The 19116-nt window shown below is 30.2% G+C and carries 17 protein-coding genes; 14 read left to right on the top strand and 3 right to left on the bottom strand.

The genetic code is table 11. The features are described 5' to 3' along the window. Positions 1-93: 93 nt before the first annotated feature. A complete protein-coding gene (locus tag ACKRLN_RS03510; RefSeq protein WP_296141260.1) occupies positions 94-594 on the top strand; it encodes a QueT transporter family protein in 501 nt (166 codons plus the stop codon). 31 nt (positions 595-625) lie between these two features. Here the strand turns inward: ACKRLN_RS03510 and ACKRLN_RS03505 are convergent, their stop codons facing one another. Continuing rightward, complete coding sequence (locus ACKRLN_RS03505; protein WP_203126622.1) at positions 626-901, bottom strand: metal-sensing transcriptional repressor; 276 nt, start codon at positions 899-901, stop codon at positions 626-628. Continuing rightward, complete coding sequence (locus ACKRLN_RS03500; RefSeq protein ID WP_416335271.1) at positions 901-3477, bottom strand: heavy metal translocating P-type ATPase; 2577 nt, start codon at positions 3475-3477, stop codon at positions 901-903. Before ACKRLN_RS03500 ends, ACKRLN_RS03505 begins: the two co-directional genes overlap by 1 nt. Positions 3478-3574: 97 nt before the next feature. On the opposite strand from ACKRLN_RS03500, the gene ACKRLN_RS03495 reads away from it, so the two are divergent. From ACKRLN_RS03495 to ACKRLN_RS03435, 13 genes are all read left to right on the top strand, one after another. Next, the gene (locus tag ACKRLN_RS03495; RefSeq protein WP_416335270.1) at positions 3575-3844 is read left to right on the top strand and encodes an acylphosphatase; all 270 of its coding nucleotides are present in this window, start codon (positions 3575-3577) and stop codon (positions 3842-3844) included. A 37-nt stretch (positions 3845-3881) separates the two neighbouring features. Next, complete coding sequence (locus tag ACKRLN_RS03490) at positions 3882-5210, top strand: MurT ligase domain-containing protein (protein WP_416335269.1); 1329 nt, start codon at positions 3882-3884, stop codon at positions 5208-5210. Then, entirely contained in the window at positions 5207-5866 is a 660-nt protein-coding gene (locus tag ACKRLN_RS03485) for a type 1 glutamine amidotransferase (RefSeq protein WP_416335268.1), read from the top strand. The genes ACKRLN_RS03490 and ACKRLN_RS03485 overlap by 4 nt, the downstream gene beginning before the upstream one ends. 128 nt (positions 5867-5994) lie before the next feature. Continuing rightward, positions 5995-6315 (top strand): YerC/YecD family TrpR-related protein, encoded by a 321-nt coding sequence (locus ACKRLN_RS03480; protein WP_203126613.1) that lies wholly within the window; start codon positions 5995-5997, stop codon positions 6313-6315. A gap of 86 nt (positions 6316-6401) precedes the next feature. Continuing rightward, positions 6402-8597, top strand: a complete 2196-nt coding sequence (locus ACKRLN_RS03475) for an ATP-dependent helicase (RefSeq protein ID WP_416335267.1) — start codon at positions 6402-6404, stop codon at positions 8595-8597. Between the two features lies 1 nt (position 8598). Next, positions 8599-10605: an NAD-dependent DNA ligase LigA gene (ligA, locus tag ACKRLN_RS03470; RefSeq protein ID WP_416335266.1), complete on the top strand. Its 2007-nt coding sequence runs from the start codon at positions 8599-8601 to the stop codon at positions 10603-10605. Position 10606: 1 nt separating this feature from the next. Further along, positions 10607-10885, top strand: a complete 279-nt coding sequence (gene gatC, locus ACKRLN_RS03465; RefSeq protein ID WP_416335265.1) for an Asp-tRNA(Asn)/Glu-tRNA(Gln) amidotransferase subunit GatC — start codon at positions 10607-10609, stop codon at positions 10883-10885. Between the two features lie 8 nt (positions 10886-10893). Beyond that, on the top strand, positions 10894-12303 hold the full coding sequence (gene gatA, locus ACKRLN_RS03460; RefSeq protein WP_416335264.1) for an Asp-tRNA(Asn)/Glu-tRNA(Gln) amidotransferase subunit GatA: 1410 nt from the start codon (positions 10894-10896) through the stop codon (positions 12301-12303). Further along, positions 12300-13718, top strand: a complete 1419-nt coding sequence (gatB, locus tag ACKRLN_RS03455) for an Asp-tRNA(Asn)/Glu-tRNA(Gln) amidotransferase subunit GatB (protein ID WP_203126607.1) — start codon at positions 12300-12302, stop codon at positions 13716-13718. Before gatA ends, gatB begins: the two co-directional genes overlap by 4 nt. A 28-nt stretch (positions 13719-13746) precedes the next feature. Next, positions 13747-15009: an amidohydrolase gene (locus ACKRLN_RS03450; protein WP_295882828.1), complete on the top strand. Its 1263-nt coding sequence runs from the start codon at positions 13747-13749 to the stop codon at positions 15007-15009. Then, positions 15006-16190: an NAD(P)H-hydrate dehydratase gene (locus tag ACKRLN_RS03445; protein ID WP_416335263.1), complete on the top strand. Its 1185-nt coding sequence runs from the start codon at positions 15006-15008 to the stop codon at positions 16188-16190. Before ACKRLN_RS03450 ends, ACKRLN_RS03445 begins: the two co-directional genes overlap by 4 nt. A 2-nt stretch (positions 16191-16192) precedes the next feature. Continuing rightward, the gene (alr, locus tag ACKRLN_RS03440; protein WP_416335262.1) at positions 16193-17314 is read left to right on the top strand and encodes an alanine racemase; all 1122 of its coding nucleotides are present in this window, start codon (positions 16193-16195) and stop codon (positions 17312-17314) included. Beyond that, a complete protein-coding gene (locus ACKRLN_RS03435) occupies positions 17304-17657 on the top strand; it encodes a type II toxin-antitoxin system PemK/MazF family toxin (protein ID WP_203126596.1) in 354 nt (117 codons plus the stop codon). Before alr ends, ACKRLN_RS03435 begins: the two co-directional genes overlap by 11 nt. Positions 17658-17706: 49 nt before the next feature. Here the strand turns inward: ACKRLN_RS03435 and murC are convergent, their stop codons facing one another. Beyond that, positions 17707-19110 carry a UDP-N-acetylmuramate--L-alanine ligase gene (murC, locus tag ACKRLN_RS03430; protein WP_203126594.1) on the bottom strand — a complete coding sequence of 468 codons (1404 nt, stop codon included), beginning with the start codon at positions 19108-19110 and terminating at the stop codon, positions 17707-17709. Positions 19111-19116 lie beyond the last annotated feature (6 nt).

Raw genomic sequence — 19116 nt, 5'->3', positions numbered from 1 at the left:
ATTCAATAGCTTTTGTTTTTTAAAATATTGTGGTATCATAGCATAGTAATGTTTCTTGGCACCCATTACGAAAAAAAAAATCAAGGAGAAAAAATGAATAAAAAAAATAATTTTATAAGTGATACTAACTTTTTAGTTAGATCAGCAGTTGTAGCTGCTCTTTATGCAGTCTTAACTTTAGTCGTACCTATGCCACAATACGGTCCAATTCAATTTAGATTTTCTGAAATATTGGTATTATTAGCTTTTTATAATAGAAAATATATTCCAGGACTTGTATTAGGATGTGCAATTGCAAATTTGTTTAGTCCTATGGCTTGGTTTGATGTAATTTTTGGTACATTATCATCATATATTGCCTTTAGATTTATGCAAAAGACTGATAATTTATTTATTGCATCACTTTTCCCAGTACTATTAGTTGCTGTTCCAGCTTTAGGAACATATTTCTTACTAGATAGTTCTGGTGCATTCATAACAATGCTATTTTCATTTATGGCTAGCGAATTTGTTATGGTAAGTATAATAGGAGTAATTATCTTTAAGATACTTGAAAAGAATAAAGCACTTATGAATAATATAATAGAATTTTAAAAAAGCTCCCGTAGGGGAGCCTTTTATTTTGTCAAATTTTATTAAGTTTATTTATTATACCTTCGATTTCATCTAACTTTTCTTTAGCATCATTTGCATTATCATTTTCAAGTGCCTGGTAGACACAATGATTAAGATGAGCTGAAAGTACATCTTTATTGATGTTTTTTAATATTGAAATTGAAGCCATAACTTGGTTGCTAATATCAATACAATATCTATCTTCTTCAACCATTTTTATTAGGCCGTCGATTTGACCACTGACGGTTTTTAATTTTCTGATAGTTTTTGCTTTATCAGCATGCATTATTTGTATTCAATACCGTTAAATTCGTATCCTGCTTCAGTAATTGCATCTTTAATTTGATCTTCATCTACACTACCAAAGTATTCTACTGTAGCATTTTTTTCATCGAGATTTACAGTTGCATTTTCAACAAATGCTAATTCTTTTAATGCTTTTTCAACATGATTTTTGCAATGTTCACAAGTCATTCCATTTACATTCACTACTAATTTGTTTGTATCTGTCATTTTTTCTTCTCCTTTTATTTCTTTATTATTTGATAGATTTTGATATTCATTGTTTGATGCGTTTTTTTCTACTTCATCTATAGCTTTTTGATTTTTAAACTCTGGTTTAAATCCTCTTAGTCTTAGTGAGTTTAAACATACGAATACAGATGAAATACTCATTGCAAAGGCTGCAAACATTGGATTTAATGTGATTCCTTTAAATGGATATAAAAGCCCTGCTGCTACTGGGATTAGTATTACATTGTAAAAGAAAGCCCAGAATAAATTTTGCTTAATGGTCTTTATAGTTGATTTTGAAAGTTCAATTGCATTTACTATATCTAGTAGTGAATTTCTCATCAATACAACATCTGCAGAGTCTATAGCAACATCAGTACCATTACCAATGGCCATACCTATATCACTTCTTGCAAGAGCAGGCGCATCATTAATACCATCACCTACCATAGTTACTTTTTTACCCATATCTTGCAATTGTTTTACAACTTTATCTTTATCTTGAGGTAGGACATCAGCAAATTTTTTATCAATACCTAAGTCAGATCTGATTGCTTCTGCTGTTTTTTCGTTATCTCCAGTTACCATAGTTACTTCATAACCTAGATTTTTAAGCTCATCTATAGCAATTTTTGAAGTTGCTTTTGGTAAGTCCTTAGCAGCTATTAGACCGATTAATTGATTTTCATCAGCAAAGTACATAGAAGTCTTACCTTCATTTGCATAAGTATCAGCTACTTCAATATAGTTTTTAAGATCTATATTATTTTCTTTCATTAGCCTTAAATTACCTGCTAGGTATCTTTGACCATTATATGTTGCGCTTATTCCTTTACCAGAAATAGCGTTAAAGTCTGATACATTCTCTGGAGCTATATTATTTTCTTCAGCATAGGTAACTATTGCATTACTTAATGGGTGTTCAGATGAATTTTCTATAGAAGTTGCAAGTTTTATAAACTCATCATAGTCTATATCAGTTTTTACATCTGTAACTTGAGGTCTACCTTCAGTAATAGTTCCTGTCTTGTCTAGAAGTATTGTATCAACTTTGCTTAAGTTTTCTAAACTTTCTGCACTTTTAAATAATAAACCTAGTTCTGCGGATTTTCCAGTAGAAACCATTATCCCCATCGGTGTAGCTAGACCTAGGGCACATGGACAGGATATAACTAAAACTGAAATCATTAAATTTAATGCAAATTCAAAACTATAGCCTAGTGCCATCCATACTATGAATGTAACAATAGAAATTAAAATTACAGCTGGTACAAATATAGCTGAAATTTCATCTGCCATTTTAGCAATTGGAGCCTTGGTTTCGTTTGCTTCATTTACTAGATTTATAATTTGGGCAAGAGTTGTATCTTCTCCAACTTTGGTGGCTTTAAATTTAAATGAACCTTCTTTGTTAATAGTTGCAGTGATTACTTCATCTCCAACACCCTTATTAACAGGAATAGATTCACCAGTTAATGCTGCCTCATCAAGTAGGGAAGAGCCTTCTATAATCTCACCATCCACTGGAATAGAATCTCCAGGTCTAATTAAGATTATATCTCCTTTTTCTATCTCAGAAACATCTACGCTTTTTTCCTTACCATCAACAAGAATTGTTGCTTTTTTTGGTGCTAGATTTATTAAATTTTCTAGGGATGCTTTAGTTTGACCCTTTGATCTAGCTTCAAAATATTTACCAAGAGTTATTAAAGTTAGAATCACAGCAGCAGACTCAAAATAGAGGTTATGCATATATTGATCTATAATTTCTGGTTGGTTAAATCCGAAACCATAGGCCATTCGCATTATAGCAAAAATACCATAAAATGTTGCTGCACTAGCACCAAGAGCTACTAGGGTATCCATGTTTGGAGCCTTATTAAATAATCCTTTAAATCCATTTATAAAAAACTTTCTATTTACTACTAATACTGGAATAGTTAATATAAATTGTATAAAGGCGTTATTTATAGAGCCTTCTCTTCCTTGCATAAAAGAGGGAACTGGCAAACCGATCATAGGTCCCATAGCTATATACAAAAGTGGGATTAAGAAAACCAATGATACTCTTAACCTAAATCTGGTATTACTTTCTTCTTGGTCTTTTTCTTTAGGTTTGTCAGCAGTAGTTGATTTTTCTTTATCTTTTAAGCTAGCTCCATAACCTATTTTTTCTACAGCATGGATGATGTCATCACCGCTTAGTTTATTTTCATCATAATCAACGCTCATAGATTCGTTAATTAGATTTACATTTACTTCATTTACACCTAATTTTTCAACTGCTCTTGTAACATTGGCTTGGCAAGCTGAACAAGTCATGCCTGTTACATCGAAGCGTTTTTTCATAATACCTCCTCTCACACCCATAGGGGGTGTTAATAATACTAAACTAATTTATACAAATAAATCAAGTAATGGGTAAAATTAGTCAAAGGAGATTGTTATGAAAAGATATGAATTGTTATTTAAAGGCAGAGTCCAAGGAGTAGGTTTTAGATATACATCAAAGATTTTAGCTACTAAGTTAGACCTTACTGGTAATATTGAAAATTTATATAATGGAGATGTAAGATGTTTTATTCAAGGAGAAGAAAAATCAATCGATAAATTTATAGAAGAGCTAAAAAATCAAAAATTCATTAAAATTGATTCGTGCAAAAAAGTTGAAAATAAAATAATTGAAGATGAAAGTACTTATAAAATTATTGGATAGTGATTGATAAGTTAGTTTTTTAAGATATATTAAATTTATGAGTGTAAAAAATAAATTAACAAAAGAAATAGCAAAAATTGTCAGGGCAGGGCTAAGGCTTACTAAGCATAACGCAACTTCTTTACCTGGCTATGTTGCTTATAAATTAGATAAAAATATTTTAAATGAGTTGTCAAAAAATACTAAGTTTATATTTGTCACAGGTACAAATGGTAAAACAATGACAACCCATTTTTTAGTAAATATATTAAGACAACGTTACGATAAAGTTTTTACAAATGAATCTGGATCAAATATGGTCCAAGGCATCATTACAACTTTATTAGATAATCCTTCTAGCGAGGAAACTATTGCCGTTCTAGAAGTTGATGAGGCAAATCTAATCAGGATTGGTCAAAATATAAAGCCAGATTATGTAGTATTTACAAATATATTTAGAGATCAAATGGACAGATTTGGGGAAATCTATAATATTTTTGCAAAATTAATGGATGGTATGAAAGTCATGCCTGATGCGAAAATAATTGCTAACGGTGATTTGCCTATATTTAACTATGAACAAATGCAGAGTTTTGATAAAGCCTATTTTGGGATTCGTGATTATAAAAATGCAAGTAGTGATTATGATTTAAATGCCGAAATTAATTCGGATGGCATACTTTGTCCTAATTGTAATCATGTATTAAAATATAAACTTAATAATTATTCTTCACTGGGTGATTATTCTTGTCCAAATTGTGATTTTAGAACACCTTATATAGACTATTCGATAGATGAAATTGTAAAACTTGATGCAAATTATTCAGAGTTTAAAGTCGATAATGAACTTTATAAAGTAAATGTCGGTGGATTATATAATGTATATAATGCTCTTGCTGCTTTAAGTGTAGCTAAGGAACTTGGACTAAGCTATGAGGAAATTTATGAAGGACTTCATAGCCAAAAAAATGTTTTTGGTAGGCAAGAAAACATAAACATTGATGACAAAAATATTACTATAAATCTTGTGAAAAATCCTACTGGTCTAAATCAAATTATTGATCTAATGCTACTAGAAGAAAAGCCAGTATCTTTAATTTGCTTATTAAATGATAACTATGCAGATGGAACAGATGTAAGCTGGATATATGATTCCTACTACGAATGTTTAAGCGCTCTTGATATAAAAGATATCTATGTTTCAGGAAAAAGAAAAAAAGATATGAAAAGGCGTTTAGAAATAGCAGAAATTTATAATGGTGATATTGTTGAATTTGACTTTGAAAATGAAATCTTTGATATTGTAAAACAATCCAAAACTGATAATATCTATATTTTATCTACTTATACTGCTATGCTTAAATTAAGAGAGGTATTAGGCTTATGAAACAAATTAAAATTTGCCACCTTTACGGAAATCTATTAAATACTTATGGCGATGTGGGAAATGTTATGGCATTTGCCCATGAAGCAAGAAAAAATGGTTATAAGGTAGAAATTGAAACGATTAGCATAGCAGATTATTTTGATGCTGAAAAATATGATTTTGTATTTTTTGGCGGTGGTCAAGACTATGAGCAGAGGATAGTTCAAACTGATCTATTAGAAAAAAGAGAACAACTATCAAAATATATTGAAAAGGGTGGAGTATTTTTAGCAATTTGTGGGGGATACCAACTATTAGGTCAATATTATTATGATGCTTACAATAAAAAAATAGAGGGATTGAATATTTTTAATCATTACACTGTAAATCAAGAAAATGGTAATAGATTCACAGGAGCTATTAAAATTAAAGATTATAATAATGGACAATTATATGAAGGATTTGAAAACCATGGTGGCGTAACATATCTATCTGAAAACCAAAAAGCTTTTGGTAAGGTTATTGAAGGCAATGGTAATAATGGATCAGATACCACTGAAGGATTTAGATACAAAAATACAATTGGTACATATCTACATGGACCTTTACTTGCAAGAAATGAAGATTTGTGTAAAGAATTATTTAATATTTCTATAAATAAAAATTTTGATAATTAGAATCATATTAAAATTTATTTGCATTTATAGTTAAATTGGCAAAATAATTTGATAAAAGTATATTTAATTTGATATTTAGTGTATAATATCATTGTAACTAAACAGATTACTTTATACTCGGGGGAACAATGACAGATTCAAAATTAAAAAATCAACAAACAGATGAATTATTTGAAGCAATTCTAATGCTTAATAATATAGAAGAATGCTACTCATTTTTTACAGATATTTGTACAGCTAGAGAAATCCAATCAATAGCACAAAGATTACATGTTGCAAGATTACTAAAAATAAGAAAAACTTATAATGTTATTGAAGAAGAAACTGGAGCATCAACAGCTACTATATCTAGGGTCAATAGATCTTTAAACTACGGATCAAATGGATATGACCTAGTTTTAGACAAACTTATAGAAAAAGATTTAAAAAAGCAAAGAGAAGAAAAGTAAATCTTAAATAAATATATATTTTAAAAGAGGAGGCTTAATGTCTACTCTTTTTTCATGTGGTATAATAAATAGATAAGGGGGATGTGATGATACTTGAAGGTTTAAACGATAAACAAGCAGAAGCAGTGCTTCATAAAAAAGGACCTCTTTTAGTCCTTGCGGGTGCTGGTAGTGGTAAGACTAGGGTTCTTACAACAAGCATTGCAAATTTGATTAAAAGTGAGGGAATAGATCCTAGAAATATCATAGCAATCACATTTACCAATAAGGCAGCAAATGAGATGAAGCAAAGAGTTGCTAGTCTATTGAATATGGATGTTAGTCATCTATGGATTGGTACATTTCACTCAATTTGTGCTAGAATTTTAAGAATGAATATTGAAAAAATTGGATATAGCTCTAATTTTACAATATATGATACAAATGATCAGAGAACTTTGATAAAAGAGATTATAAATGATTTGGGTTATAAGGATGAAATAAGTCCTAGAGATGCCCAAAATATTATTAGTTCTTTAAAAAATAAATCTATTACTCCAAATCAGTTCCTGAAAATAGATAGCTATTACCGAAACCACAATGAATACTATGAGATCTACCGTTTGTATGAAAAACGTAAGTATGAGTATAATTCTCTAGATTTTGATGACTTAATCGAAAAAGTTTTAGATATTTTTAAAAAAGACCAACAAGTTTTAGAATACTATCAAAAGAAATTTCAATATGTATTTGTTGATGAATATCAAGATACGAATGCTTCGCAGTACGAGCTTATCAAATATTTTGCTGGATATCATAATAATGTAATAGTTGTGGGTGATGCTGATCAATCAATTTATAGTTTTAGGGGCGCAGATATAAGCAATATCTTAAATTTTGAAAAAGATTTTAAGGACGCTAAGGTAATCAAGCTTGAACAAAATTATAGGTCTACGTCAAATATTCTAAATACTGCAAACTCACTAATTGTAAATAACATAGAAAGAAAAGACAAGAATTTGTGGACTGCTAATGAAACTGGCGATGAAGTAATTTATAAAAATAATTCAGTCGAAAGTGAAGAAAGTAAATTTGTAGTCGATGAAATCAAAAAATTAGTAAACCAAGGATACTCTTATAGAGATATTGCTATCTTATATAGGACTAATGCTCAATCAAGACCCTTCGAAGAAGTCTTGATGAAAAATTTAATTGATTACAAAGTAATAGGTGGTCTGAAGTTCTATGATAGAAAAGAAATTAAAGATTTGATCTCATATTTAAAAGTTATTGTAAATCCAAAAGATGATGTTGCACTAAAACGTATCATTAATGAACCAAAACGTGGAATCGGTAATAAAAGTGTGGAACAGATGAATAAAATTGCTTCTGATAACAATATTTCTATTCTGGAATTAATAACAGATTCAGGATATGAACAGTTATTATCAGATAGACTTAAAAAACTAGCTTACAAATTCTATAACCCTTTAAGAGAAATATTTGAAAATGCATTAAAATATACTATAACCGATCTTATAAATGAAGTTTTAGACAAATCTGGTTATTTAAAAGTATTAGAATCAAGTTATTCAGTAGAAGATAGAGCTAGGATTGACAATATCAATGAGTTTATCAGTGCAGCCAGTGAATATGAGGAAAATAATCCAGATGATACTATTTATGATTATTTAGAAAACCTTAGTTTAATTTCAGAGCTTGAAAAAACTGAAGACAAAGATGACTCAGTAACCCTTATGACTATGCATGCTGCTAAGGGTCTAGAGTTTCCAATAGTATTTGTTGTAGGTATGGATGAGGGACTATTTCCTGGCAAAAGATCAATTGATGAAGGCAATGTTGAAGAAGAACGAAGGTTATTTTATGTGGCCATTACTAGAGCCCGTGAAAAACTATATCTCACTAGTAGCGAAGTTAGAAGAGCCTATGGAAAACCTGTATACTACAAGACATCAAGATTTATTGATGAGATAAAATCAAATATTAAAGAATTACAAAATTCATCATTTTCTTCGTTTAATTCACGAACTTACGAGAGAGCTTCAAATGAAGATTATATGAGAGAAAAGACTCGCCAATCAGTTTTAGATACTCAGTTAAAGAAAAACGAAAATAGTGATGAGAGCTATCAAGTAGGCGATAAAATCATGCACTCAAAATGGGGCGAGGGTATGGTTGTCCAGGTAAAGGAAAACGAAGATGGTAATGAACTCGTTGTAGCATTTGATAAAAAAGGACTTAAGAAACTAAACCAAGACTATGCCCCAATTTATAAGGTGTGATATGGAAAAAAGAAACGAAATTAATGAATTAATAGAAAAAATCGAAGAGCTAAACTATCATTATTACACCCTAGATGCGCCGTTGGTATCGGATGCTGAATATGATAAGTTGTACGATAGACTTAAAGAATTAGAAAATGAAACAGGAATACACCCTGATAATTCCCCAACTCAAAAAGTAGGAGGAGAGGTCCTAGAAAAATTTGAAAAGCATTTTCATATTTCAAGGCTATATTCCCAAGACAAAGCCCAATCTTATGATGATTTAAAAGATTGGATAGATAGAGCAAATAGACTTCGTGATTCTTATAATGAAAATCAATACGATCAACTTCCTGAGCTAGAATTTGTAATGGAATATAAATTTGATGGACTGACCATAAACTTAACTTATGAAGATGGCAAACTTAAAAATGCTTCTACTAGAGGAAATGGAATTGTAGGTGAAGAAATATCTGCACAGGTTAAGACAATAAAATCTATCCCATTAGAAATTGAAGAAAAATCTTTATTAGAAATTCAAGGAGAAGCTTTAATGCCTTTATCAGAGCTTGAAAGATATAATAAGGAAAATGAATTTCAGTTAAAAAATGCTAGAAATGCAGCTGCAGGTGCCTTAAGAAATCTTGACACAAATGAAACAAGAAAAAGAAATTTAACTGCATATTTTTATAATATCTCAACATCCAATTTAGATTTTTCTACAGAAAAAGAGATGTTAGACTTTCTAAAAAAGGAAAATTTTAATATTCATCCTTATCACAAACTAGTAAAAACTTACGATGAAATAATCGCAGAACTAGAAAAAATCGAACTAGAAAGAAAAACTCTAGATATTTTAACTGATGGTGTAGTTATCAAAATAAATGATAAGAAAACCCAACAAGCTCTAGGTTTCACCAATAAATTTCCTAGATGGTCAATTGCATTTAAATTTGAAGCTGAAGAATACACCACTACATTGTTAGATGTAGTATGGAATGTAGGCAGAACTGGTAAAGTTACTCCTTCAGCAATATTAGAACCAGTTGATTTTTCTGGGGTAACTGTATCCCGTGCTACTCTTAATAACTATGATGATATCGAACGCAAAAAAGTAAAAATTGGATCTAAAGTATTTATCAGAAGATCTAATGATGTAATTCCAGAAATACTTGGTGTAGTTGATGAAAATCAGTCAGGTACAAGGCAGATTGAAAAACCTAGCCATTGTCCGTATTGTGATACAGAACTAATTGAGGGAAATGTTCATATTGTTTGTCCAAATTCTATATCATGTACACCTCAGCTCTTAGCCCGTATGGAGCATTATGCATCTAGAAATGCTATGGACATCGAAGGACTATCAGAAAAAACTATTGCCCAGCTAATGGAAGAACTTAATATTGACGATATATATGAAATTTATGATTTGAAATATGAAGATCTCATTAAATTAGATAGATTTGGGCCAAAAAAATCTCAAAATTTGCTAGATGCAATACAAGCTAGTAAAACACGTGATTTAAATCGATTTATATATGCTATTGGCATTCCAAATGTTGGAGAGAGAACAGCTAGAGATTTAGCAAATAAATTTGAAAAATTTGAAAAGATTAGAAATGCTACTGCAGACGAATTAGTTGAAATAGACGACATTGGTCAGATAACTGCAGATAATATTGTAGATTTTTTTGAAGATGAGAAAATTAATAACGGTATAGATATACTGTTATCTAAGGGTATCAAATTAAACGAAGGTGAAAATATAAGGGAAGAAATCTCAAATGAGCTAGAGAATAAAACTTTTGTAATTACTGGTACTATGGAAAATTACAAAAGAGAAGATATAAAAGAATTAATTGAAAAAAATGGTGGAAAAGTAACTGGTTCTGTCTCAAAAAGTACAGATGTTGTTTTGTGTGGACAAAAGGCAGGATCTAAGTTGACTAAGGCTAAGGAATTGGGTGTTGAAGTGTATGAAGATGAAAAGCTATACAATTTCTTAAAGCAATTAGAAGGGAAGTAAGATGGAAGCTAAAGAAGTAGAGAAAATTTATAGACTAGCAAATTTAAGCCTAGATGGCAAAGATGTAGAAGATTTGTCTAATAAATTTAATATTGTAATTGATTTTATTGAAGACATTTTTGATGTAGATACTGAAGATATAATAATGACTGAAAGTATTGATTCGCACAAGGCAGTTTTTAGAGAAGATGAGGCAAAAGAATCTTCTAGTCGTGACGACGCTTTAAAAAATGCTCCAGATAAAGAATTTGGTTATTTCAGATTAGATTGGAATTTATAGGAGATTTTATGAATATAGAAAATTTAGTAAGCAAATTTAAGTCTGGTGAAATTTCAGTAGTTGATTACACAAAAAAAAGTTTAGAAAAAATTAAAACAAATGAACATAATGCTTATATTTCTTTTGATGAAGAAGATTCTTTAAAAAGAGCTGAGTATTTAGATAATAAACTTAAAAGTGGAGAAAAATTAGGAAAATTATTTGGTTTACCAATTGCTGTTAAGGATAATATTTCTTATAAAAATATGAATATGACTTGTGCATCTAAAATGCTAGAAGATTTTACTCCAATCTATAATGCTACAGTTGTAGAAAATTTACTTAAAGAAGATGCTATTATCATTGCAAAAACAAATATGGATGAATTTGCTATGGGTGCAAGCTCTAAAACATCACATTTTGGAGTTGTAAAGAATAATCTAGATACATCAAAGATTGCAGGAGGTTCTTCATCAGGATCAGCAGTTGCAGTATCAAATGATGATGTATTAGCAGCACTGGGTACTGATACAGGTGGTTCGGTTAGAGGACCAGCTTCATATACAAATATCATTGGGTATAAACCAACATATTCATTATTAAGCCGATATGGTGTAGTATCTATGGCTAATACCTTAGATCAAGTAGGAATCTTTACTCAAAATATTGATGACCTTAGATTAATATCCTCAATAACTTCATCTCCTGACGAAAATGATATGACTGCTATTTTAGATCCATTTGAGTACAAAAAAGAAGATTACGATTTTAATGGCAAAAAAATTGCTGTAATAAGTACAGACAGTGTTCTTTACGAAGGCATTGAAGATGCTGTAAAAGAAGATTATAAGTTAGCCTTAGATCGACTCAAAGAATTAAGTGCTGAGCTAGTAGAAGTAAAATTAAACTACGCAATTTATGCAAATCCTGTTTATAACATCGTTATGAGTTCTGAAGTATCTTCAAATATGAGTAGATTTGATGGTGTAAGATACGGTCATCAAACCAATGAGTACAAAGATATTTCTGAATTATTTGTAAAATCAAGATCTGAAGGACTTGGAGAAGAAGTTCAAAGAAGAATTGCTCTTGGAACTATGTATTTATCTGCAAGTGATGACCAAAAAATATATAAAAAAGGTTTAAAATTACGTACATTGATCAAAGAAGAATTAGAAGAACTATTTGATAAATATGATTTGATAGTAACACCTACTACTACAAATTTACCTCCATCAATTGATGAAGAAAGTGAGAAAGATCCACTTTCAGATTTTAAAGCTGATGGATTTAATGTAATAGTAAATCTTGCCGGTATGTGTGGACTTTCTGTCCCAGTAAGAGAAGGTATATCAGGTTCCATTCAATTTATTGGAAATAGATTTGATGATAATAAAGTAATTAACGCAGCAGATAAGTTTTTAGGGGAGGCAAAATGAATACAAAAACAATAATAGGTCTAGAGATCCACGTGGAGCTAGCAACTAATACCAAAATATTTTGCTCTTGTAAGAACGAATTTGGAGCTGTACCAAATACAAATGTTTGTCCTGTTTGCCTAGGCCATCCTGGTACTTTACCAGTAATGAATAAAAAGGCTGTAGAACTAGCTTTAAGAGCTGGACTTGCATTTAATTGCGATATTGCAAATGATCAAAAAATGGATAGAAAAAAATACTTTTATCCAGATCTTACAAAAGGTTATCAAATCACTCAATATGACAAGCCATATGCGACAAATGGTTTTATAGAACTTTCAAACGACAAAAAAGTTGGTTTGATTGAAATTCATATGGAAGAGGATACAGGTAAATCAAATCACGATGAAGAAGGTAGAACTCTAATGGACTATAACCGTGCAGGAGTACCTTTAATTGAGATAGTAACAAAACCTGATATAAGCTCACCAGATGAAGCTCGTGAGTTTGTAGAAACACTAGCTTCAACATTAAGATTCTTAGAAGTTTCAGATTGTATTATGGCCCAAGGATCTATGCGTGTAGATGTTAATATCAACATGCAAGATATAGATTCAGGGAATAAAACTAACATAGCTGAGATTAAAAATATGAACTCAATTAAGGCTATCGAACAAGCTTTGGCTTTTGAAGTAAAACGTCACACAGAGCTTCTTGAAAAAGATGAAATGGGCACAAAGGAAACAAGAAGATGGGATGATGAAAAACTAGAAACCATCCATATGCGTGATAAAGAAGTAGGAAATGACTACAGATTTTCAGTTGATGGTGATATACCAGAAATTTATTTAGATAATGAGTATATCAATGAAATTAGAGAGAATCTCCCAGAACTTCCAGCTAAAAAGCAAAGTCGCTATATAAAAGAATATGAAATGACTGAATATGATGCTAATCTCTTGGCTAATGATAGAGAACTAGCTGAACTTTTTGAAAAAACAAACGATATTGTAAATGATCCAAAAATATCAGCAAACTGGATACTTACAGAATTATCTAGAAGATTAAATGAAACTGAGCAAAGCCCATCAACAATGAATTTATCAGTAGATAACTTTGCTAAATTAATTAAACTTGCCAAAGAAGACAAGATTAATAATAATGTAGCAAAGAAACTTTTACGTGAAATCTACGAATCAAACGAAAATCCTGAAAAGCTAGCAGAGGAAAGAAATCTGCTTCAAATTAGTGATAGTGGATTCTTAAAAGAGGTTGTAGATGAAGTGCTAAAAGAAAATCCAGAATCAATTGAAGATATTAAAAATGGAAAAGACCGAGCTTTTGGTTTCCTAGTTGGTCAAGCTATGAAAAAGACTAAGGGAAAGGGAAATCCGGTAGAAATAACAAACTTATTAAAGGAAAAAATAGGAGAATAGGAGTGGTTAACACTCCTTTTTTTAAAATATGAATATACTTATAAAAAATACTAAAATTCTGACAATGAATGATGATAAAATAAGAAATGATAATATTTACATAAAAAATGGAAAAATATTTAAAATAGGATATGTTGAGGATTTCAATGCAGATAAAATTATCGATGGCCAAAATTTTATAACTATGCCTGGATTTATCAATGCACATACCCATGTGGGCATGAGTTTTTTTAGGAATTATGGTAATGATAATGAACTTATGACATGGCTTACTAACTACATTTTCCCTGCAGAAGAGAAACTAAATGAAAAGTTAGTTTACTATGCTTCACTTTTATCATTTGCAGAAATGATAAAAACAGGTACTACAACTTTTGCTGATATGTATTTTTTTGAAGAAGAGACTATAAAAGCTTTAGATCAAGCAAAACTACGAGCACAAATTGCACGTGGTCTATCAAGTCCAGATCAAGATGAACTTAGAATCAAAGATTGCATTGAATTGTATAAAAAATACAATGGTAAAGATGGAAAAATTGAAATAGCTTTAGGACCACATGCTGTCTATACAACTGATAAAGAATATTTACGAAAAATATCAAAAGTATCTAAAGAATACAATATGCCTATTCATATTCACTTATCAGAGACTGAATTTGAAAATGAAGAGTGCATGAAAAGATATGGTCAAAGTCCTACAGAAGTTTTTAATGAATGTAATATCTTTGAAAATAGGACAATTGCAGCCCATGGTGTCCATCTATCCGATAGTGATTTAGATATTTTAAGCGAAAAAAACGTATCAATTTTACATAATCCATCTAGCAACCTAAAATTATCATCTGGTATATGTGATGTAACAAGATTGATGGATAAAGGAATCAATGTAGCTTTAGGTACTGACTCTGCTTCAAGTAACAACAAGCAATCTATGTTAAAAGAAATTGAAATTGCAGCATTAATTTCAAAATTAAAAGCTGCTGACAATCTCAAAGCTTATGAAGTATTAAAAATGGCTACAATTAATAGTGCCAGGGCCTTGGGAATCGAGAATAAAGTAGGGACAATAGAAGAAGGAAAATGTGCTGACTTAATAATGATTGATATTGATAATATAAATCATATTCCTAATAACGATTTAATTGCCTCAATTTGTTACTCAACATATGAAAATGATATTTCATATGTATTTATAGATGGGGAATTAATTTATGAAAATGGGGAATATAAATATCTAGATATTGAAGATATCAAAAAAAATGTAAAAAGATTAAGTAAAGACTTATTATGATTGGAATAGATATAGTAAATATAGAAAAATTTAAACAAAAAGCTAATAAACATTTTATAAATAAACTCTATTCTGACCTAGAATTGAGTTATGCTTACAAAAAGGAAAATTATATTCAAACTTTAGCTGGTATTTTTGCAGCAAAAGAAGCTGTTATTAAAGCGAATAATTTAAATTTATCAGCGATATTAAGAAAAAAAATTGAAATCAAACACATACATGATAAGCCGATAGCATTTATAGATGGATATAAAATTAGGGGGGATATTTCAATAAGTCATGATGGGGACTATACAATTGCAATTTGCAAAATGAAAGATGATAGCTATATTAAAATAAATTCTGAAATGAAAAACTTGATGCCAAAAAGAGATTCTGATACTCATAAGGGAGATTATGGAAGAATTGCTATTGTAGGCGGAAGTTATGGTATGGCTGGTTCGGTTTATATGTCTAGTATGTCTTCAATGAGAACAGGTGCTGGACTTTGTTACATATTAGCACCAAAATCTATTTCAACTATTTTACAAATAAAAGCAAATGAGCAGATAATTAGAGAAATTAATTGTGATAATTTCTATTATGATGAAAAAATAGCAAAAGAGATTATTGCTCTACTAGAAGATAAGGATGTCGCAGTTATTGGACCTGGAATGGGAAATGGGAAAGATTTAAACAAGTTAATAGGAGAAATAATTTCAAAATCTGACATTGATATAGTAATAGATGCAGATGGACTAAATGCTTTAAGTAAAGATTTAGGTATTTTAAAGACTAATAATAGTATAGTACTCACTCCCCATCTTGGAGAATTCTCCAGACTTACAAATTTATCTATAAAAGAAATTAAAAACAATGAAGAAGAACTAGCAAGAAATTTTGCTAGAAAATACAATGTTATATTAGTTTTAAAATCAAACCACACCATTGTAACGGATGGTAAAAATTTATATAAAAATGAAATAGGCAACTCAGGAATGGCTACAGCAGGTTCAGGAGATGTATTAACTGGTGTAATAGCTACTCTTATGAAACAATTAAATTCATTTGATGCAGCTAAACTTGGGGTATATATACATTCACTAGCAGGTGATATCGCTAGTCGAAAATTTGGAAAAGATTCTTTGATCGCAACAGATATAGTAGATAATATAGCAGAAGCAATGAAATTAATGAGGTAATTATGTTTGAAAGTTATGTAGAAATTTATATTGACAAGTTACTATTTAATATTAAAAATATTAGAAAAATTAATCCTGATTCAATGTACTGTGCTGTTCTTAAAGCGAATGGATATGGTTTGGGTGCTTTTAAGATCGCAGAAGAAATAGAAGATGAAGTCGACTATTTTGCAGTGGCAAGAGTAAGTGAAGCACTATCTTTAAGAGAAGCAGGCATAACTAAGCCGATATTAATCCTTGGGGCTGTTTATTATAAAGATGTTCAAAAATGCATTGATTATAATATAGATATACCTATATTTGATTTAGAGTATGCAAAAATAATTAATCAAAATATTAATGGAAAAGTAAATGCCCACATATTACTTGATACAGGTATGGGTAGAATTGGATTTCGTAATTTTGAAAAAGATAAAATTAAAGAATTAAAGCAACTAGAAAATATAAATATAATTTCTGTTTTTTCCCATTTATCCACTGCTGATGAAGCTGACACCGAATATACAAATGAACAAAAAGAAAAATTTATAGAAATGACTCAATACATTCATGATGAGTTTGATTTAGAATTTGTCCATTTAGCTAATAGCGCTGGAGCTATTAAACATAAAATCACTCGCGATATGATGAGAGTAGGAATTTCAACTTATGGACTTTATCCATCCGATCTTTTAAGAGAAGAGAAAGACATTGAATTAAAACAATGTTTTGAATTTAAATCTAGGGTTATTTTTGTAAAAGAAGTAGAAGAAGGCACATCAATTAGTTACGGTAGAACATTTATTACCGAAAGACCGATGAAAATTGCTACTCTAAGTATTGGATATGCCGATGGATACATTAGAGCATTTTCAAATATTGGTGAAGTTATGATTAATGGTAAACTATGCAAGGTCTTAGGTAGAGTATGCATGGATCAAATGATGGTAGATGTTACCGACATAGATGTATCAACAGATGATGAAGTAATTATCTATCCTGATATTTATAAAGAATCACAAAAAATTGGAACTATCCCTTATGAACTTATGACTTCAATAAATTTAAGGGTTCCTAGAATTTATAAAAAAAGTGGTAAAATAATTAGTATAGATAATTATTTAGGAGAAATCTATGAAGATTAAAAGAGGAGATTTGTTCTATGCAGATTTATCTCCAGTTGTTGGTAGCGAGCAGGGGGGAGTTAGACCTGTTATAGTTGTGCAAAATGATGTTGGGAATAAATATTCCCCAACTATCATTGTTGCTCCAATTACCAGTCAATTAAACAAGGCAAAACTTCCCACTCATGTTAAGATAAAAGGTAACGAATTTGGTCTACCTAGAAATAGTGTGGCGCTTTTAGAGCAGTTAAGGACTATTGATAAAAGAAGACTAAGAGAAAAAATCGGAACATTTGATGATAGGGTTATGATAAAAATAAATGAAGCAATGTCAATATCCCTAGACTTATCAACTGATTTTTAAAAATGTACATATAAAAAATTGACCTCCAAATAAGGAGGTCAATTTTAATTTAAGCACTTACTTTAACTTGATCATCTACTATCATATGAGCAAGTTCGTCCGGATTTCCACATCCTGTAGTTATAATTAAATCAGATGACTCTGCAATTTCGTAAACATAATCTCGCGCTTGTTCAAAAGTACCAAGATACTTTGCATTTATCCCTTTTTCAATTAATGCGTCAACCACATCTTTTGAATGTATGGATGGATCGTATTTTTCACGGGCTGCGTAGATATCAGTAATTACCACTTCATCAGCACTGTCAAAGCAATTTAAAAAATCATTAAATAAAGTTTTAGTTCTGCTATATGTGTGAGGTTGCCAAATACAAACAAGTTTTCCTTCAGTGTGTTCCTTTAAAGCATTTAAAGTTACTTCAATTTCAGAAGGATGGTGACCATAGTCAGTCATGATTGTAGCATCATTTACATGGCCGATTATTTCCATTCTACGTTTAAGTCCCGAATAAGCTCTCAGATTCTCTTTTATGGTTGGTATATCAATTCCATTTTCATAAGTAGCAATAATTGCTGCCATAGCATTATTGATATTATGACGTCCAATTACACCAAGTTCAAAGTGCTCAATCATTCCGTTTTTCATTTTTAAATCAAAATTTGGTCTACCAATTTCATCAAAAGCAATATTATGTGCTACATAATCGGCATCGAAATTTTCTTGAGCATATGTTATTAACTCACCTTGTACAGAATCAAGTACTAATTTATTATTTTCTTCATTTAGATTTAATATTGTTTTTGAATTTTCATCTTGATTTTTTAGATAAGTTTTAAAAGTTTCTACTATATCATTTAAATCTTTGTAATAATCCAAATGATCTTCATCAATATTTAAAATAATCACAGTTTGTGGATAATAATATCTAATATTGCCTTTATATTCGCAAGCTTCAGTAACTAAATATTTATCGTCTCCCACATGCACATTACCATCCATATCATCTAATTCTCCACCTAAAAGTATACTAGCATCTTCAGTAGAATTAAGTAGTATTTTTGAAATCATGCTAGTTGCAGTAGATTTTCCATGTGATCCTGAGACAGCAATAGAGTGTTTATAATTTTTCATTAATGCTCCAAGAAAAACTCCACGAGTTACAACAGGAACATCAAGATTTCTAGCTGCTATTAATTCTTCGTTATCATCTAAAATGGCATCTGTGTATACTACTAGATCAGGGTTAGTTATATTCTCTTTTCTTTGACCTATAAAAATTTCAGCACCATTTTCTTTTAAATTTTTAGTAATATCTGTTAGTGTTCTATCAGAACCAGATACTTTATATCCTTTGTTAAGTAATAAAGCAGCAATACCACTCATGGATATACCGCCTATACCAATAAAATGAACATAATTAAATTCATGTCCATTCAAATTAAATTCAAACATTTTCTC

This window comes from Anaerococcus sp. AH8042_DFU013_CI05 (assembly GCF_047936775.1).
Classification (GTDB): Bacteria; Bacillota; Clostridia; order Tissierellales; family Peptoniphilaceae; genus Anaerococcus.
The sequence above is the reverse complement of the archived record's forward strand: the minus strand, read 5'-3'. Positions and strand labels throughout refer to the sequence as shown.

Bases quoted from the DNA above. Each gene is read 5' to 3' on its own strand.
- ACKRLN_RS03435 (WP_203126596.1), top strand. From the start codon at position 17,304: ATGAAGATTAAAAGAGGAGATTTGTTCTATGCAGATTTATCTCCAGTT.
- ACKRLN_RS03505 (WP_203126622.1), bottom strand. From the start codon at position 901: ATGCATGCTGATAAAGCAAAAACTATCAGAAAATTAAAAACCGTCAGT.
- murC (WP_203126594.1), bottom strand. From the start codon at position 19,110: ATGTTTGAATTTAATTTGAATGGACATGAATTTAATTATGTTCATTTT.
- ACKRLN_RS03475 (WP_416335267.1), top strand. From the start codon at position 6,402: ATGATACTTGAAGGTTTAAACGATAAACAAGCAGAAGCAGTGCTTCAT.
- ACKRLN_RS03445 (WP_416335263.1), top strand. From the start codon at position 15,006: ATGATTGGAATAGATATAGTAAATATAGAAAAATTTAAACAAAAAGCT.
- ligA (WP_416335266.1), top strand. From the start codon at position 8,599: ATGGAAAAAAGAAACGAAATTAATGAATTAATAGAAAAAATCGAAGAG.
- ACKRLN_RS03510 (WP_296141260.1), top strand. From the start codon at position 94: ATGAATAAAAAAAATAATTTTATAAGTGATACTAACTTTTTAGTTAGA.
- ACKRLN_RS03500 (WP_416335271.1), bottom strand. From the start codon at position 3,477: ATGAAAAAACGCTTCGATGTAACAGGCATGACTTGTTCAGCTTGCCAA.
- gatA (WP_416335264.1), top strand. From the start codon at position 10,894: ATGAATATAGAAAATTTAGTAAGCAAATTTAAGTCTGGTGAAATTTCA.
- ACKRLN_RS03480 (WP_203126613.1), top strand. From the start codon at position 5,995: ATGACAGATTCAAAATTAAAAAATCAACAAACAGATGAATTATTTGAA.
- alr (WP_416335262.1), top strand. From the start codon at position 16,193: ATGTTTGAAAGTTATGTAGAAATTTATATTGACAAGTTACTATTTAAT.
- ACKRLN_RS03450 (WP_295882828.1), top strand. From the start codon at position 13,747: ATGAATATACTTATAAAAAATACTAAAATTCTGACAATGAATGATGAT.
- ACKRLN_RS03490 (WP_416335269.1), top strand. From the start codon at position 3,882: ATGAGTGTAAAAAATAAATTAACAAAAGAAATAGCAAAAATTGTCAGG.
- gatB (WP_203126607.1), top strand. From the start codon at position 12,300: ATGAATACAAAAACAATAATAGGTCTAGAGATCCACGTGGAGCTAGCA.
- ACKRLN_RS03495 (WP_416335270.1), top strand. From the start codon at position 3,575: ATGAAAAGATATGAATTGTTATTTAAAGGCAGAGTCCAAGGAGTAGGT.
- ACKRLN_RS03485 (WP_416335268.1), top strand. From the start codon at position 5,207: ATGAAACAAATTAAAATTTGCCACCTTTACGGAAATCTATTAAATACT.
- gatC (WP_416335265.1), top strand. From the start codon at position 10,607: ATGGAAGCTAAAGAAGTAGAGAAAATTTATAGACTAGCAAATTTAAGC.